Here is a 15,962-nt window from a genome sequence, read left to right as displayed (position 1 = left end):
TAATAGCTCGCCGATACCCTAAGGAAGCGGATTGTGACGTTCGTCTTAGCGAATTCGCACAATAAACGGCCTATTGACGTAATATGCTCTATCCAAGTTTTTGGTTAGGCGGCATGATGTCGTCATCGATTATTTTTTGTTAGTGACTGCTGATAGGACAACAAGAACCGCCATGTGGCTGCCTGTTTCTCTTAATCGTCCGCTGGTATGGATGGCGCTGATCGCGCTACCCGCGTGTGTATGGATTCCTGATGCCGCGCTACGCACGGTAGCGGCGAGTCTGGTGGCTTGCGGCCTATGGGATGCCTGGAGCCAGGTGCGACAGCAGCGCCTGCGTCTGCGTCTTGCCCAAGACGCGATGGGGCTAGCGGGAGATGCCATGGTGATCAGCGATGTTCATAACCGCGTGCTGACCGTTAACCCCGCGTTTACCGATATCACCGGCTATGAAAGCCAGGAGATGATTGGCCGTAAACTTGAAACCCTGGCCGCTCAACGTCATGACAAAGCGTTTTATCAGAGCTTTTGGAGCACATTAAAAGCGACTGGCCGCTGGGAAGGGGAGATGTGGAACCGTCGTAAACATGGCGATGAGTACCCCGAGTGGCTCAAAGTACGTGCAGTCACGGACAAACGCGGCAAGATTACCCACTTTATTAGCCTTTTTACCGATATTTCTGCCCAGAAAGCCCGTGAGCGTGATTTACGCCGCATCGGTTATGAAGATCCGCTCACTGGTCTGCCTAATCGTCGCCGTCTGCATGACTTAATGGCCTCGCGCTTACGCCATCTGCGCGCAGGAGAGAGTCTCGATATGGCGCTGATTGATATCGACGGGCTGAAGTCTGTTAACGATAGCCTCGGCGTTGAGCAGGGCGACCGCCTGCTGGCGCGTTTTGCCCAGCGCCTGACCAGTTATATGGCAGGCAGCGTGGTAGGGCGTCTTGGCGGCGATGAGTTTTTAGTCATTCGTACCACCACATTTGATGATCACGATAAATGGATCATGACGCTGCGTGATCACATGTGCAGCCCCTTTGAGATCAATGAGCAGTCGCTGCGTTTGGGGCTGACCATCGGTAGCTGTCGCGCACCAGAGGATGGGCGAGACTCCGGGGTACTGTTCCAACGCTTAGAGTCAGCGCTTTACAGCGCCAAGCGCCTTGGCCGCAACCATAGCCAGCGCTTTCGCCCAGCGCTGGATAAGCAGGACAACCCTCAGTTGGCCCTTGTCAGCGACCTACGTGCTGCGCTGATCTCTGGCGACCAGCTTGAGCTTCACTACCAAACTCAGCACCACCCCGGTAGCGGTGACATGATGGGGATGGAAGCGCTGCTGCGCTGGCGTCACCCCCAGGATGGCATGATTTCACCGGGGGAGTTCATCCCTCTGGCGGAGCGTCACGGTTTGATGGCTGAGCTGGGTAGCTGGGTGATTGAAAAGGCCTGTGCCCAGCAGGCGCATTGGCAAAATAGCGGCATGCCCAAAGTCACCGTATGGATCAATATTTCAGCGCTGCAGCTCTTCCAAGGCGACCTGGAAACGCAGTTGGCTACCTGCCTGGAGCGCTACCAGCTCAAACCGTCGCAAATTGGCCTGGAGCTAACCGAGTCGGTGCTGCTGGACGAGCGTGCGGGAGACATGGGGCCGCGTCTACAGGCTCTACGTGAACTCGGCTATGCCATCGCCATTGATGACTTTGGCACGGGTTACTCCTCACTGGGGTATTTGAAACGCTTGCCGGTAGACAAGATAAAGCTAGACCGTGCCTTTATCCGCGAGTTGCCTAACGACCCGGCGGACGCCGCGATTGTGACCGCTGTACTGGCCATGGCAGAAGGTATGGGATTAGAGGTGGTGGCGGAAGGCGTTGAAACACAAGCTCAGTGCCAGTTCCTGGTCAAGGCGGGCTGCACCATGGTGCAGGGGTTCTATTTTGCTCGGCCGCTGCCTGCCGCCGAGCTCGAACAGCGCTGGGCCCCGGTGGCGCTAGCCGAAGGTGCCAACTAAGCCACAGTGACAACGCGCTGGGCATAGCGGCTAATGCCCAGGCACAGCGCTCCCCAAATTACCGCCTGCACCGGCAGCAGCCACGGCGCTAGGCCAACATCCGCCAGCGCCGCGCCACCTAAATAAGAGAGCGGCCCGCTAATGGCCCCGCAGGCCGCCGCTATCAGCGGGTAGCGCCACAGCCAGGCCAGCGAGTGAAACACTAGGGTGGCAAACAGTGGCCACAGCATCCATAGCCACAGCGGTAGTAGGCCTGCGACGAGCGTTTGCTCGCCAAAATCAAAACCACCCGCCAGGTGTAGTCCGCCATCCAGTGCTAGCCCTAGCAGGGCAAACAGCGCAATAAAACGCCACTCGCCGGGCTTGGCCCAGTGCCAGAAGTGCCAGCCAAGCAGCACTGCTCCCGTGACCGCGGCGACCCACGAGCCGCCCAGGACGCACAGCATCCAGCCCGCCTCAAAGCGCAGTGCGTTAAAGAGCATTGCGCGCACCGGCATTGGGGATGGCTGGGCCATTTATAGCGCTCCTGTAAGTGGTACCGGTTTCGCGGCAGGCTTTGCTAGGAGCAGGTGGCAGGTGCCGATAGAGCGCTCAATAAAGCCGCCCTCGCAGTAGCACAGGTAGTAACGCCACATGCGGATAAAGCGCTCATCGTAGCCTTGGCTGCGTACTTGATCGAGGCTGGCTTCAAAACGGTGGCGCCACTCCCGTAGCGTCCGCGCATAGTGCTGGCCAATTTCGTCAAGGGCGACCACATTCAACGACGTTTTCCGCATCACGCTCGATAGCATCGCGTGGTGTGAGGGCAAAAAGCCGCCAGGGAAAATGTAGCGTTTGATAAAGTCCATGTCCCGCTTGGCCTCTTCAAATCGCTGATCGCGGATGGTGATCGCCTGCAGCATCGCTTGGCCATCGTCGGTCAGCAGGCTATCGACTTTCTCCAGATACGTATTGAGATACTGGTGCCCAACGGCTTCAATCATCTCCACCGAGATGAGTCGATCAAAGCGCCCGGTCAGTTCTCGGTAGTCTTGTTTCAACAGCGTGATTTTATCTTCGAGCCCCTCTTCTTGGATGCGCTTCGCCGTATGGGCGTGCTGCTCTTCGGAAATCGTCGTGGTGGTGACTCGGCAGCCGCGGGTTTTAGCTGCATGAATGGCCAGCCCTCCCCACCCCGTACCAATTTCTAGCAGGTGGTGTTCAGGCCGCACGTCCAGCTTCTCCAGCATGATATCGAGCTTGTACGTAGACGCCTCTTCTAGGCTAGCCTCCGGGTAAGGAAACACGGCGCTGGAGTACATCCAGTGGCGCTGATCTAGAAACGTCGCAAACAGGTCATTGCCGATGTCGTAGTGCGCGGCAATATTGCGTTTGGAGCCGGACAGGCTGTTGCGCTGGAAGCGATACGCAAGCCCCAGCAGCCAGCGAGTAAAGCGCGCGCTGCCGTTCTCCATTTGACCATTCACATGATCCAGGTTGGCGGCAAACAGGCGCACCAGCCCCACCAGATCATCGGCATCCCAGTCGCCATCCATATAGGATTCTGCCGCGCCTACCGTGCCGCCAAAGGCGAGCCGTTTCCAGGCGCGGGAGTGGCGGATCACCACGGTGACCTGGAGGGGACCTTCCTGTCCCAGATGGTGGCACTGATTGCCTTCAATCAGCGTGATGCGACCGCCGCGAAAGGCATCAAGCTGGGCCAGTAAACGTGGCTTTAACCAGCGGGTAAAGCGGTCTTGTCGCGCTGGCTGGCTATTGGGGGGTGTGGTACGCAGGGTGGTCACTTTGAAGTCTCCTTGCGCTTAGGGTGGTTATAAACGGGGATGCGCTTGAGCCACAGCCGAAGCGCTTCAAAATGGATTCCCGCGACCGTTTTTAGACTCATCCAAGGATGCTTGGCGAGGGTAGCCAGCAGCACTCCGCGGGTGGCGGGCGCTGCCTCAAGGGTGAGCGTGGCATCAAAGTGACGCTGCTCGTGCTGCCAGTTCTCCATATGCAGATAGAGCTGTTCGCCGGGGGTATTAAACTTCCAGCGGTAGGTCATCTCCATGGGGTTAAATGGCGATACATGCATGGCTTTGGCAAAGTGTGCCTGGTGCGCATGGCGATCGGTCTCGACGCGGCAGGCGTAACAGGTTCGCTCCCGCCAAGGCATATTGGTGACCTCGCCGAGTACGGCGGCCAAGCGGCCATACTCATCGTAGGCGTAATAAACGGTGATCGGGTTGAACATCATGCCGAGGGTGCGTAGCTGGGTCAGCATGCAGATTCGCCCGGTGGGCGCACTCCCCAGCTGGCGGGTCAGCTCTTCGCGTACGGCGGTGCGCAGGGGCCGGTCGGTGGGAGCAAGATAGTCTTCCCGGCGAAAGCGAGCCAGAGCAGGGCCTCGGGCGCTAAACCCAGGCACGCCATCAAATAGCGTCGGCAGCTCGTCAAGGTCAAGCCACGCCATCCACATCTGGTAGCTAAACGCATGTGATCCTGGCGTAAAGCGGCGGTGGCGTAGCGTGCCGCGATAGATGCGCGAACGCGGCGCGGCAATCATCCCAGCCCCTCCCCCACACTGTTGGGCATCAGTTCATGCGCAGGTAGCGCGCTAGGCGTGGTAGGTGGTTCTGCCGCTTCATCGCAGCCGAGCGCCTGCGCCACGCGCAGTGCGCTCCAGACGCCGTCTTCATGGAAACCGTTGCGCCAATAGGCTCCGCAGAAGTGGGTGCGTCGCGCGACCGACGAGATCTCATCGTGACGCATTTGGGCGGTTTGGCCCGCTAGGGTGAACTGCGGGTGCGCGTAGGTATAGCGCCCCAGTACCTTATTAGGGTCAATGTTGTCAGTGTCATTCAGCGTGACGCAGAACGTGGTATCCGCTTCTAGGCATTGCAAGATATTCATGTTGTAAGTCACCGAGACGCGCTCATCGGCACCTCGCCCGTCTAAACGGTAGTTCCAGCTCGCCCAGGCGCGCTGACGGCGGGGGAGTAGCGAAGTGTCGGTATGCAGCACTACCTCGTTATCCTGGTAGGGCATCGCCGATAGAATATCGCGCTCGGCAGGTGTTGCATCGCCTAGCATGGCCAGCGCTTGGTCGGCGTGACACGCCAATACCACTTGATCAAAACGCTCGCTGCCCTGGGCAGTGGTCACCGTCACGCCGGTATCGCTGCGGGTAATCTTGGTCACGGGCGTATTCAGGCAAATGCGCGCAGCATAAGGCGCGGTCAGCGCGGGAATATAGCGCTTTGAGCCACCCACCAAGGTGTACCACTGAGGGCGGTGATTGACCGAAAGTAACCCATGATTGCGGAAAAAACGCACGAAGAACGTCAAAGGAAAGGCACGCAAGTCGCCGATGCTGGCTGACCAGATAGCCGCTCCCATGGGCAACAGGTAGCGGCGCTGAAACGCTTCCCCGTAGCCATTGCGGTCTAGATACTCGCCTAAGGTCATCTCCTCAGGCAGGCGTTTACTCTCAAGGTCGGCGGTGGCCTGCTTGTTGAAGCGTAAAATATCGCTGAGTAGACGATAAAAAGAGGGGCTCAACAGGTTGCGCCGCTGAGCGAACAGCGAGGCGAGCGTATGGCCGTTGTACTCAAAGTCCACATCCGTCTCGTGCACCGAGAAGCTCATTTCAGTGGCTTGGCTAGGCACGCCAAGCGTTGCCAGCAGGCGCTGAAAGTGAGGGTAGGTCCAGTCATTAAAGACGATAAACCCCGTATCGATGGCATAGGGAGTGCCGTTGACCTCAACGTCCATCGTGGCGGTGTGGCCTCCCAGCCGGCCATCCGCTTCAAACAGCGTGACCTCATGTTGAGAGGAGAGGTACCACCCGGCCGCCATGCCGCTGATACCGCTGCCGATAATCGCGATACGCTGTGACGCTGTGACGCTCATGTGTGCTCCTTGGTTTGCCGCGTCATGCGCAGGCCAATCCATCGCCGTAAGGCGGGGGGTAAAATACCTAAACCTTTAACGAGGTAGGTGAAACGCCGTGGAAAATGAATATCCAAACGCCCTTTCGCGAGCCCGGCAATAATGGCCTTGGCGGCCTCATCCGCCGTCACTTGCATAGGCATGGGAAAGTCGTTGCGATCTGTCAGCGGCGTTTTAACAAAGCCAGGATGGATCAAGCTAACGTCAATTCCTTCCTGATGAAGATCAAGGCGCAGCGATTCCAAAAAGTAGCTAACGGCTGCTTTCGAAGCGCCATAGGCCTCGGCACGGGGCAGCGGCAGGTAAGCTGACGCACTGGAAGTGGCGGCCAGCCGCGCCGGTTTACCCTCTGCGCGAGCGGCCCGCAGCAGCGGGAGCGCTGCTTCTACACCGTAAAGCGTGCCAAATAAATTAGGCGTAAAAACGCGCTCGACCAGGGCCATGTCAAAGTGTTGAGCGTCTAGGTATTCACAGGTGCCCGCGTTGAAAAGTGCAATGTCCAACGCGCCCAGCCACGCGCTAATTTGTTCACCTGCCGCGAGCACCGCGTGATGATCGCTCACATCCAACGGCAGTGGGTAGGCGTTCGCATGGCCCTCACACAGCGCATTTAGCGCCTCTTCGTTGCGGGCGCTTAGCACCACCTGATGGCCCTCGGCAATCAAATGCTTGGCAAGCGCCTCCCCGATACCGGAAGTAGCACCGGTTAACCAGATGCGCTGGGGCGTTTTCCATGTGCTCATCCTGCTCTCCTGTAGCGGCCTGTTAGCTCGCAGCCTGCGTGCGTATAAACGAGGTCACACGTCTCTTAACCAAGGCGCTGCTTTAACCAGCGTATAACACGTCCCATCAGGGGGAGGTGTTCATACAGCATGGCCCCGGCGTCGAAATAGTCGCGGTGTCGCGATACTCTGCCATCCTCTTCGAACGTTAATGCACTACAACCTTCCACACGAATAGGCTTGCCCCGTGCCAAGCGAGGATGGACGAACTCCATTGTCCACGTCACAAAGGCCTGACTCCCCTGCTGATGCTGTGTGTGATAGGTGAATTGGCAGCGTTCAACGTTTTCGTACATGGTGGCGAAATAGCGCTCAAGCGCTTCACGCCCTTCAATGTGATGTAGCGGATCGTTGAAAACAACTATTTCAGTATATACCTCGTATAGTTTTTCTGTACAGGTATTGTCTAGTTTGTTGAAGAAGGTGCAAAAGTTTGCCAAAGCGTGATCGTTGGTCATCATAGACTCCGTGTCTGGTCGCAGTGCGTGCTATGAAAAGAGAGGCATCAGGAGGGCAGCATAGCGGCAGGACGCCGCTATGGGTGCTTAGGTTGGGTGCTATTTGGAAAGTGCTTTGAAAGCGTCTAATGCTCGCTGGCGTGCTGCCTTGTGGTCAACGATAGGAGCAGGGTAATCAACAGGGTTCAGCATATCCTGGGGCGGTGCATGGCGCGCCTTGGCGGGTAGCGATGTTAGCTCGGGCAGCCAGTGAGCAATGAATTCACCATCCGGGTCGAAGCGCGTTGATTGGGTGGTGGGGTTAAAAATGCGGAAGTAAGGTGCCGCATCCGTGCCTGTTGATGCCGCCCACTGCCAGCCGCCGTTATTCGCGCAAAACTCACCGTCGACCAAGTGGCGCATAAAAAATGCTTCGCCACGCCGCCAGTCAATCAGCAAGTGCTTGCTCAGAAACATCGCGGTAATCATCCTCAGGCGATTGTGCATCCAGCCAGTGGTGATCAGCTGGCGCATGGCTGCGTCCACAATCGGGTAGCCGGTGCGGCCCTCGCACCAAGAGGTAAACCCCGCGTCGTCATCGCGCCATTGGAGCTGCTTAGTGTGCTCTTGAAACGGTTGATAGCGGCATACCTGGGGGAAGCCGACCGCAACGTGCTGGTAAAACTCTCGCCAAATAAGTTCGTTTACCCAGGTGGTGAGCCCTGCATCGCCATCGGCGAGGTGACCGCCGTTTTCACTCATGACTGCTTGAAGGCACTGACGGTGGGAGATCATCCCCAGCGCTAAGTAAGGGGAAAGTTCGCTGGTGCCGCGGACCTTGGGAATGTCTCGCTGATCTTTATAGTAACGCCCGCGAAAACGTAAAAAGCGCTCAAGGTTGTCGCTGGCCGCGTTTTCACCGGCGGGCCAAAGGCGACCATCCAGCGGCTCATCGTCGAGGGTTGGCAGCGCCGGTAGCGGGTCGGAGGTAATGTCGAGAGGAGACTGTACTTTGGGCGTATCGCGTAGAGCGAGCTGCTCGGCGGTAATCTGCTTATGCCATGCTTTTGAAAACGGCGTAAACACGCCGTAGTAATCGCCCTTGCCGGTGAGGAGGCTGCCGGGGGCAAAGGCGATGGCGTCGTGATGGCCTTGGGCCGTAATCCCCGCTTGCTTAAACGCTTCCAACACCGCTTGGTCGCGGCGCTGTTCATTTAGCGGATACTCGTAGTTAAAGTGGAGCTGCGTCACCTGATGTTCGCGGGCAATTTCCAGAAGCACGTCGGGGGCTTCGCCGTAACGCCCAATATCACGGTGTAGCAGAGGAATATTTAGCCCGGTTAGCGACGCTTTCACCGCGCTAACGCCGCGCGCCCAGAAATCGAGCTTGTTCGCGCCGTGGCCGTGGTCGCACCACTGCTCAATGCTGCGCAAAAAAACCGCCACTACCGGCCCTTTGGCGGCAGCGGCGGCAAGTGCGGAATTGTCATGAATACGTAAATCACTGCGTAACCAAACAAGCTGCAGGTTCATGCAAAGTCCTTAGGTTGGCTGGCCGTGCGTGTATTTAAAGAATGCCTGACTCACGCAGCAGCGGGCGCAGCCGGGCGATTGCCTGGGGCAGATCGTCGCCCAGCATGTGAACGGAACCGTCACGCAAGTCGTTTTCACGCAAGCGAGCCACTTCGCCGCATACACCAATCGGTACGCCTAACGCTTGTGCTGCTTTGGGCAGCGCGACACGGATGTAGTCGTCGCTTTCCCGCTGGCCGCTAGAGAGCAGTACCATTGAGGAGTGCAGGCGTGACACCGCTTGTGGTAAGTCGTCGAGGGAGAGCGAGTGGTCGAATAGCTGCACGCGGTAGCCCTGCTCGCTGGCCATCAGTGCGCACATTAATACCCATAGCGGGCCGGGGTCATCCGGCATGGCACTGAGTAGAATGAGCGGCCCCCGGGTTGCTTGATTCGCATAGTGCAGGCGAATACCTACCTGACTGCGCAAAAAGGCTTCAAACGTACGGCGAACGAGGTCATCCGGCTGCGCTGCCCACTTGGCTTCCAGCGTGAGAATGATCGGCTGCCATAGTTCGTTAATGGCCACGCTCAGTGGGTACAGTGCCAAGCTTTGGTGGTACAGCGCTTCCAGCTTGGGCAAGTCGACGGCTTCAATCACCGCCTGTAGCTGCTGGCGTTGGCTGGCCCAGTCCCCGGCATTGGGGGTTGGGGTCTCTACCGTTTCAGGCTGATCAAGCAGGTCGGCGACTTGGCTGACCGGTACGCCCCGGTTAAGCCACTGAAGAATGCGCTCAATGCGGCTGATATCATCCTGGGCGTAAAGCCGGTGGCCCTTAGGGGTTCGCTGTGGGCGAATTAATCCGTAGCGTCGCTCCCAGGCGCGCAGGGTGACCGAGTTCACACCCGTTAAGCGGGAAACTTCCCGAATCGGATAGAGCGGGGTATCGGGTGGGTGGGTCGCCTTGTTGCTCATGGGCGCCATTGCCTCTTGGTTGCCTGCAGCAAGCGCTGCAGGGGTCTGTCAATAATTGCGGTGGCAGTGTTGTCGCGCCAGCTCGGCGCTTGGCCACTTAGTCGTGTTGCGATTCGTTGAATAGCACCTAATCGATCAGATAGGGTCACGCTATTATAGGCACCTTTGTACAACTTGTGGCGACTGGGTACAACCTTTGCTGCGTCCATTTTGGTACGCCTATCGCCATGCTGCCATTAGACCGACCGGCCTAATAACGCCTCTCCCAACTCATCACCGGATAGCCAAGCATCCTCCACACGGCTACCGCGAAAGCTGTCGCCGCACAGTGATAAGCCATGTTCGCTGTACAAGAACGATTGGCTTCCGGCAGAGGCGGGCTGTGCATAACGCCAGCGATGAGCCCCCAGCTCCAGTACGGCTGGCAGCGTAGTGTCGCCAGGCAGCAGTGTCGTGAAAGCGTCCAGCAGCTGTTGTGCCACTGCCTCGGGTGTGGCCTCTATATGGGTATCACTCCAATCCAACTGGGCCAGCAGGCTAAGACTCTCAGGCTGAGCGTCTCTGCCTGGCTTGGTGTGATTGCGTGACACTAAACGCAGCGCAGCGTGCTGGGTATGCAGGCTCTGCCATGCGTCATCAACCTGAGGAAGCGTGGGGAGCGGCGATTCAAAGATGGCCCACGCTGCCCAGCAGCCTCGCTGAGGCTGCGCTTCACAAGCTGCAGTGAGCGCAGGCTCCCAATCGGCTAGCAGTGCCTGGGCTTGAGGTGGCGGCGCGCTTATCACCACATGCGCAAAGGGCCCATGTCGTACGCCGCTAGCATCGGTTAATTGCCAGCCTGATGGTGTCTTATCGAGCGTTGTTATCTGGGTCTCCAGAGAGAGAGACGCGTGGCCAAAGGCGCTGAGTGTATCGGCCAAGTGGCGAGTAATGGCGCTCATTCGCGGGGCTCCGCAATAACGCACCTGACCATCATTATGTGTTTGCCAGCCGGATGCATTAGCCTGATAGCTGTGCACTGGCCATGTTGCCACGCAGCCAGCGGCCTGCCATTCAGCGACTTTTTTCGCGAAGCGGGTATCGCGTGCCGTAAAGGCTTGGGCGCCTAAGTCGAGCGTGGCTGCTGGTCGCTGCTTACTCGACATACGGCCACCGGGGCCGCGGGCTTTATCAAACAGCTGAACGCTGACGCCGTGTTGTGCTAGACGATGGCCACAAGCAAGGCCAGATAAGCCTGCCCCAATAATGGCCACGCTAGGCGTAGCCGAGGGAGTAGGCACCGCGTTCACCAGTGCAGCCATAAGTCCTCGCAAGTAGGTTAGACAGTTTGTTAAATTTACTGTAGCAGTTGTGTATAGATATCGTACAATTAAAAAATGTGCAACGTTCACCTGGAAATTTGTGGCGAGCGATAGGGGTTCATGTACGGTCATTATTACGTGAGATCAATTAGTGCTCAGGCACTCACTAGGCCAAAGGAGTGACACCATGCGAGTTTTAATCACTGGAGGCAGCGGCTTTGTTGGCCAACGGCTTTGCCAACAGCTCATTGCCCAGGGGCATGAGGTGCAGGTGGTGTCTCGGACGCCGCATGAAGTGCGGGGGAAGCTGCCCAAGGGGTGTGACATTCGTGATAGCGCCCAAGCCTTTGTGGATACACCGCCAGATGCGTTGGTGAACTTGGCGGGAGAGTCGATTGCGGCAAAGCGCTGGAGCACGGAACAGAAAGAGCGACTGATCCGTTCGCGGGTGACCAGCACACAGCAACTGATTGCGCTCTGTGAGCAGCTAGAGGCCAACGGCCAGCCGCTGCCCAGCGTGATGGTGAGCGGTTCTGCGATGGGCTATTACGGTGATCAGGGTAGCAAGGTGGTGGATGAATCCACGCCCCCTCATGACGAGTTCGCCCATCGGCTTTGCGCGCAGTGGGAAGCCGCGGCAAAGCCCGTAGAAGCTATGGGCGTCAGGCTGGCGATTGTGCGGATTGGCTTAGTGCTAGCGGCGGGCGGTGGGACGCTGCAGAAAATGCTGCCACCGTTCAAGCTGGGGTTAGGCGGGCGATTTGGCGATGGCACACAGTTTATGCCCTGGGTGCATCGTGATGACTTAGTGGCCGCGATCATGTTTCTGATCAATGAGCCGACGCTGTCAGGTGCCTTTAACGGCAGCGCGCCACACCCGGTGACCAACGCCGAATTTACGAAAACGTTGGCCAAGCAGTTGCATCGCCCTGCGATCTTCCCAGTGCCCGCCATCGTGCTGAAAGCGGGGTTTGGCGAGATGTCGCAACTGCTGTTAACCGGTGCGGATATGCGTCCAGCGCGCCTTAGCGAGGCAGGTTTCGACTTTCAGTACCCAACGTTGGATAAAGCGCTGGCGGCGATTGTATAGCGCCGCCAGCGGCGTTCTGCTTCGTTAGGCATTCGGGTCGACGGTGATCACCACGCGGACGGAGTCAAGCCGCAGGCGGGTGTTCTCGATAGCGCTGCTCAGCGCCTGACGCTCCTGTTTCAGCGCTTCCAGCTCTTCGCTGCGTACCGCCGGGTTGTGCTCTGCTAACGCCGTTAGGCGGGCAAGCTCGGCGTCTAACTGGGCACGCATACGCGTTTCGGCGGTTTCGACAATGCTGGGCAGTTCACGCTCAGCTTCACCTTCGCCTTGAATCAGCAGCTCGCGCAGCTGGTCATGTCGGCTTTTGATCAGGTCGCGTGCCAGCGATTTATTGACCTTTTGCAGGTTCTTGCCCAAACCGGTGAAGGAGATTTTGCTGGTCAGGTTGGCACCCGACTCATCTAGCAGCACGCGCACCGCCGTGGGCGGCAAAAAGCGATTCAAATGCAGCGATTTTGGGGCCGGGCAGTGGGTGCGGAACACCAGTTCAGCCATTAAGCGCCCGCTGGGAATGGCGGGGTGGCGCAGCAGCGCTAGCGCCGTATTGCCCATCGTGCCGTCTAAAATACGGCCCATCATTTCCCGCAGCAGCGGGTGTTCCCAAGAGAGTCGCTGAATATCGTCTCGTGCCAGCGCCTGAGCGCGGCTGTAGGTGGCTGAAAAGCCCTCTTCGCCTTTTACCAAGCCCGGCAGGCCGTCGAGCATATGCTGGCTGGGTTGAAGGTACAGCAAGCCCTTGCCAATCTCTTGGCTATCGACCCCAAAGATATCCAGCGCGCGTTCCACATAGCGGGGTAGTGCCGGGTCTTCGTCCAGCTCGCGGACTGCCTCAATCACCTGCTGCGCCCGCGCCGGACGGCACGCATTTAGCTCTAGTAGGCGGTTGCGACCTGCGTCCCGCTCGGACAGCTTGGCGGTGAACATCTCTTTGGTTTCGTCGATGATCTCGGTGAGCGCTTCGTCGTCGAGCAGCGCATCGGCCAGGGCATCGCCAAAGGCGTCAAACAGGTCGCTGCCGATGCCGTGGGGGGCGCTGAAGGCGTCCATACCCTCGTGGTACCAGCGCATCAGGCGCTCGCCTGGGCTGCCGATAAAGCTGGGCACGTGCAGTTCAATGGCGTGGCGTTGACCAATACGATCCAGGCGACCAATGCGTTGCTCTAGCTGGTCGGGATGCTGGGGCATATCGAACATTACCAAGTGGCGACAAAACTGGAAGTTGCGCCCTTCAGAGCCAATTTCGGAGCAGACCAATACTTGGCAGCCCTCTTCTTCATCGGCAAAGGCGGCGGCCGCCCGGTCGCGCTCAATCAGCGACAGGCCTTCATGGAACACGGGCGCTTGATAGCCGCCCAGTACTCGCAGGCCCTCCGCTAAGCCTTCCGCCGTCTCGCGGTGGTGAGCAATCACCAGCACTTTGTCGTTGGCAAAGCCTGATTCACTGTCGTCGCTGAGTTTTTCCAGCAGCCAGTTGACCCGTGGGTCGATGTGCCACCAGAACTCGGTGTTCAGCGGGTCGTTGCTTAACTCCCGGTACATCGCATCGGGATAAATCAGCACATCGGGATGATCCATGCCGGTTTCGATCAGTAGTTCATCCAGATAGTCGTCGTCGCGCTCCAGGCGACGCAGCACGCGGCGATAGGCGGAGGGCAGCTCAAACTGGGCCAAATGAAGGCGACGCTCAGGGAAGCCGCCCACGTGGCGGCGACTGTTACGGAACATCACGCGACCTGTGCCGTGGCGGTCGAGCAGCGCATCGCGCAGCTGGGCGCGGGCGGCATCTTGCTGTTCGCTGCTGGCTTCGGCGTTGCACAGCGTGGCGAGCAGTGCTTGGCTATCGCGGTCGTCGGCGACCGCTGCGACACGCTCGCGGGCGCTGGCGGTGTCGGGGAGTTCATCCAGTGCATCGATGGCGCTGGCCACCGCTACGTAGTGCTGCTCTTCGTCTTTGAAGCGCTCAATATCGTGGTAGCGCTCGGCATCGAGCAGGCGCAGGCGCGCAAAGTGGCTCTCCAGCCCCATCTGCTCTGGCGTAGCGGTAAGCAGCAGCAAACCCGGTATTTCAGCGGCCAGCTGCTCTACGCACTGGTAGCCGGGGCCGCTACCCTCTGGGCTCCAGTCCAGGTGGTGTGCTTCATCGACAATCAATAGGTCGAAGCGGCTGGCCAGCGCCTGGTCTTGGCGGTGAATGTTGGCGAACAGCCAGCCTTGGCTGGCCAGAACTAGCTGCGCGCTTTCAAATGGATTGGCGTTGCCGTGGGCCTGGCTCTGGTGTTCATCCAGCAGCGTGACGTTGAGCGAAAAGCGGCGTAAAAGCTCCACCAGCCACTGATGCGTCAGGCTATCGGGTACCAGAATCAGCGCGCGCTCTACTCGGCCTGCCAGCAGCAGGCGGTGGAGGATTAAGCCCGCCTCAATGGTTTTGCCCAGGCCCACTTCGTCGGCCAGTAGAACGCGCGGCGCATGGCGGCCGGCGACTTCATCAGCGATATACAGCTGGTGGGGAATGAGATCAATACGCGGCCCAGCAAAGCCTAACGCGCTGTGCTGCTCGATGCGCTGGAAGTGGTGCAGGGTGCGAAAGCGTAGATCAAACCAGTCGTTACGGTCGACTTGGCCGGTGAGCAGGCGGTCACGGGCCTGGTCGAACTGCATGGTATCGGCCAGCTTGGCTTCGGGCAGCTCACGCAGGCTGCCTTCGCTATCTTCACCGATGTAGGTGATCAGGCCACGGCTCTCTTTGCTGTCATTCACGATCATCTGCCAGCCGTCGGCAGACAAGATGCGGTCGCCACTGCCGAACATCACGCGGGTGAGCGGCGCTTGGCGGGTGTTATAAGTACGGGTTTCCTGGCTGGCACTGAACAAAATGGTAACGCTACGGGCGTCGCAGTTAAGCACGGTGCCGAGCCCAAGCTCAGCTTCGCCGTCACTAATCCAGCGCTGGCCGGGAGAAAAATCGCTCATGATGCCTCGAGGAAGTCGTCGAAATCGGGTGGTACGCCGCCGGGGCAGGTCACCGGCGGCCAACAGGGCGGGGGATTCTAACGCAAAGCAGCGGGGGTATTAAGGTCTATCGTGGTCAATCGTTTAACCAGCGCTCTAACTGCGCACGGGTGAGTTCGCCGACGTGCACGTCCAACGTCTTGCCGTATTGATCAAACAGTACCGTGGTGGGCAGGCCTGGGGCTTGGAACTGAGCCATTAGGGTTTGCTGTGGGTCGCGCAGCGGGTAGCGAAAGGCGAGTGACTGCTCGTCTAGATAGCGAGCAATCGGCAGCAAGTCTTCGCCCTGATTAACCACGACCACGCTGACGCCTTCGCGCTGGTCGGCCTCTTCCAATAACGGCATTTCGCGTAGACAGGGTGGGCACCAAGTGGCCCATAAATTGACGATAATCAGCTCATTTTGGTTGGCTAGCGAGGGCAGGTGCACCGCGTTGCCTTCCAGGTCTTCCAGGGTGACGTCTGGCAGCGCCTCCACGGCAAACTGTTGGCCTAGCGGTGCGAGTGTGACTAATACTAACCAGAGGCTCGCAGCCCCTACCGTCATGGCGAGTCCACCGATCATCGCCAGCAGCCGTGTACGTAACGTCCAGGCGGTCCAGATGAGGCCTGCGAGAAGTCCGCCAAGAGCGTTGTAGCCGGGTTGCCACAGTTTTACCGCGTCTATGGGCGTCGCGCTGTAGCTCTCCCAATGGAGGGTGACAAACGCAACACGGGCACCCAATAGCCATACGATAAGCAGGCCATTAAACCAGCGGCCATGCTGTTTAGTGGGAAGGCCCAGTAAGTAGCGGCTACTCAAGAGCAGCAGCAGCGCGCAACCAAACGCATACAGGCGAGGCGTAGAAATCAATAGTGGACCGAGGGCAATGGCATTCATAGTCGTTCCGATAAGCAGGTACACTGGGCAACCA

Annotated in this window: 13 protein-coding genes; 2 read left to right on the top strand and 11 right to left on the bottom strand. The window is 58.6% G+C overall.

All coding sequences use genetic code 11. The features are described 5' to 3' along the window. Positions 1 to 172 precede the first annotated feature (172 nt). Positions 173 to 2,011 (top strand): putative bifunctional diguanylate cyclase/phosphodiesterase, encoded by a 1,839-nt coding sequence (locus IEW65_RS14225; RefSeq protein WP_188640105.1) that lies wholly within the window; start codon positions 173 to 175, stop codon positions 2,009 to 2,011. Here IEW65_RS14225 and IEW65_RS14220 read toward each other — a convergent pair. The 9 genes from IEW65_RS14220 to IEW65_RS14180 all read right to left on the bottom strand — a co-directional run bounded on the left by IEW65_RS14220 (position 2,008) and on the right by IEW65_RS14180 (position 10,949). Further along, complete coding sequence (locus tag IEW65_RS14220) at positions 2,008 to 2,526, bottom strand: DUF2878 family protein (protein WP_229755572.1); 519 nt, start codon at positions 2,524 to 2,526, stop codon at positions 2,008 to 2,010. The two genes, IEW65_RS14225 and IEW65_RS14220, sit on opposite strands and share 4 nt — an antisense overlap. Continuing rightward, on the bottom strand, positions 2,527 to 3,795 hold the full coding sequence (locus IEW65_RS14215) for an SAM-dependent methyltransferase (protein WP_188640104.1): 1,269 nt from the start codon (positions 3,793 to 3,795) through the stop codon (positions 2,527 to 2,529). Next, a complete protein-coding gene (locus IEW65_RS14210; RefSeq protein ID WP_188640103.1) occupies positions 3,792 to 4,556 on the bottom strand; it encodes a DUF1365 domain-containing protein in 765 nt (254 codons plus the stop codon). The genes IEW65_RS14215 and IEW65_RS14210 overlap by 4 nt, the downstream gene beginning before the upstream one ends. After that, positions 4,553 to 5,902 carry an NAD(P)/FAD-dependent oxidoreductase gene (locus tag IEW65_RS14205; protein ID WP_188640102.1) on the bottom strand — a complete coding sequence of 450 codons (1,350 nt, stop codon included), beginning with the start codon at positions 5,900 to 5,902 and terminating at the stop codon, positions 4,553 to 4,555. Before IEW65_RS14205 ends, IEW65_RS14210 begins: the two co-directional genes overlap by 4 nt. Continuing rightward, positions 5,899 to 6,684, bottom strand: coding sequence for an SDR family NAD(P)-dependent oxidoreductase (locus tag IEW65_RS14200; RefSeq protein ID WP_188640101.1), 786 nt, complete (start codon positions 6,682 to 6,684; stop codon positions 5,899 to 5,901). Before IEW65_RS14200 ends, IEW65_RS14205 begins: the two co-directional genes overlap by 4 nt. Before the next feature lie 65 nt (positions 6,685 to 6,749). Then, positions 6,750 to 7,181: a nuclear transport factor 2 family protein gene (locus IEW65_RS14195; protein WP_188640100.1), complete on the bottom strand. Its 432-nt coding sequence runs from the start codon at positions 7,179 to 7,181 to the stop codon at positions 6,750 to 6,752. A gap of 99 nt (positions 7,182 to 7,280) precedes the next feature. Beyond that, positions 7,281 to 8,693 carry a deoxyribodipyrimidine photo-lyase gene (gene phrB, locus IEW65_RS14190; protein WP_188640099.1) on the bottom strand — a complete coding sequence of 471 codons (1,413 nt, stop codon included), beginning with the start codon at positions 8,691 to 8,693 and terminating at the stop codon, positions 7,281 to 7,283. 34 nt (positions 8,694 to 8,727) lie between these two features. Beyond that, positions 8,728 to 9,648 (bottom strand): MerR family transcriptional regulator, encoded by a 921-nt coding sequence (locus IEW65_RS14185; protein WP_188640098.1) that lies wholly within the window; start codon positions 9,646 to 9,648, stop codon positions 8,728 to 8,730. Between the two features lie 236 nt (positions 9,649 to 9,884). Next, entirely contained in the window at positions 9,885 to 10,949 is a 1,065-nt protein-coding gene (locus IEW65_RS14180; RefSeq protein WP_188640097.1) for an NAD(P)/FAD-dependent oxidoreductase, read from the bottom strand. Positions 10,950 to 11,136: 187 nt separating this feature from the next. On the opposite strand from IEW65_RS14180, the gene IEW65_RS14175 reads away from it, so the two are divergent. Then, positions 11,137 to 12,039, top strand: a complete 903-nt coding sequence (locus tag IEW65_RS14175) for a TIGR01777 family oxidoreductase (protein WP_188640096.1) — start codon at positions 11,137 to 11,139, stop codon at positions 12,037 to 12,039. Positions 12,040 to 12,063: 24 nt separating this feature from the next. On the opposite strand, the gene rapA is transcribed toward IEW65_RS14175, so the two are convergent. Together rapA and IEW65_RS14165 are read right to left on the bottom strand one after the other, a co-directional pair. Beyond that, positions 12,064 to 15,009: an RNA polymerase-associated protein RapA gene (rapA, locus tag IEW65_RS14170; protein WP_188640095.1), complete on the bottom strand. Its 2,946-nt coding sequence runs from the start codon at positions 15,007 to 15,009 to the stop codon at positions 12,064 to 12,066. Positions 15,010 to 15,124: 115 nt separating this feature from the next. Then, positions 15,125 to 15,928: a TlpA disulfide reductase family protein gene (locus tag IEW65_RS14165; RefSeq protein WP_188640094.1), complete on the bottom strand. Its 804-nt coding sequence runs from the start codon at positions 15,926 to 15,928 to the stop codon at positions 15,125 to 15,127. Between the last annotated feature and the right edge of the window lie 34 nt (positions 15,929 to 15,962).

The sequence above is a fragment of the Vreelandella lutescens genome (genome assembly GCF_014640815.1).
GTDB classification, from domain to species: Bacteria; Pseudomonadota; Gammaproteobacteria; order Pseudomonadales; family Halomonadaceae; genus Vreelandella; species Vreelandella lutescens.
This window is presented reverse-complemented; position numbering and strand designations above follow the sequence as displayed.

Excerpts from the sequence above, each read along its gene's own strand:
- IEW65_RS14225 (WP_188640105.1), top strand. The coding sequence starts at position 173 with ATGTGGCTGCCTGTTTCTCTTAATCGTCCGCTGGTATGGATGGCGCTG.
- IEW65_RS14220 (WP_229755572.1), bottom strand. The coding sequence starts at position 2,526 with ATGGCCCAGCCATCCCCAATGCCGGTGCGCGCAATGCTCTTTAACGCA.
- IEW65_RS14210 (WP_188640103.1), bottom strand. The coding sequence starts at position 4,556 with ATGATTGCCGCGCCGCGTTCGCGCATCTATCGCGGCACGCTACGCCAC.
- IEW65_RS14205 (WP_188640102.1), bottom strand. The coding sequence starts at position 5,902 with ATGAGCGTCACAGCGTCACAGCGTATCGCGATTATCGGCAGCGGTATC.
- IEW65_RS14200 (WP_188640101.1), bottom strand. The coding sequence starts at position 6,684 with ATGAGCACATGGAAAACGCCCCAGCGCATCTGGTTAACCGGTGCTACT.
- IEW65_RS14195 (WP_188640100.1), bottom strand. The coding sequence starts at position 7,181 with ATGACCAACGATCACGCTTTGGCAAACTTTTGCACCTTCTTCAACAAA.
- phrB (WP_188640099.1), bottom strand. The coding sequence starts at position 8,693 with ATGAACCTGCAGCTTGTTTGGTTACGCAGTGATTTACGTATTCATGAC.
- IEW65_RS14185 (WP_188640098.1), bottom strand. The coding sequence starts at position 9,648 with ATGAGCAACAAGGCGACCCACCCACCCGATACCCCGCTCTATCCGATT.
- IEW65_RS14180 (WP_188640097.1), bottom strand. The coding sequence starts at position 10,949 with ATGGCTGCACTGGTGAACGCGGTGCCTACTCCCTCGGCTACGCCTAGC.
- IEW65_RS14175 (WP_188640096.1), top strand. The coding sequence starts at position 11,137 with ATGCGAGTTTTAATCACTGGAGGCAGCGGCTTTGTTGGCCAACGGCTT.
- rapA (WP_188640095.1), bottom strand. The coding sequence starts at position 15,009 with ATGAGCGATTTTTCTCCCGGCCAGCGCTGGATTAGTGACGGCGAAGCT.
- IEW65_RS14165 (WP_188640094.1), bottom strand. The coding sequence starts at position 15,928 with ATGAATGCCATTGCCCTCGGTCCACTATTGATTTCTACGCCTCGCCTG.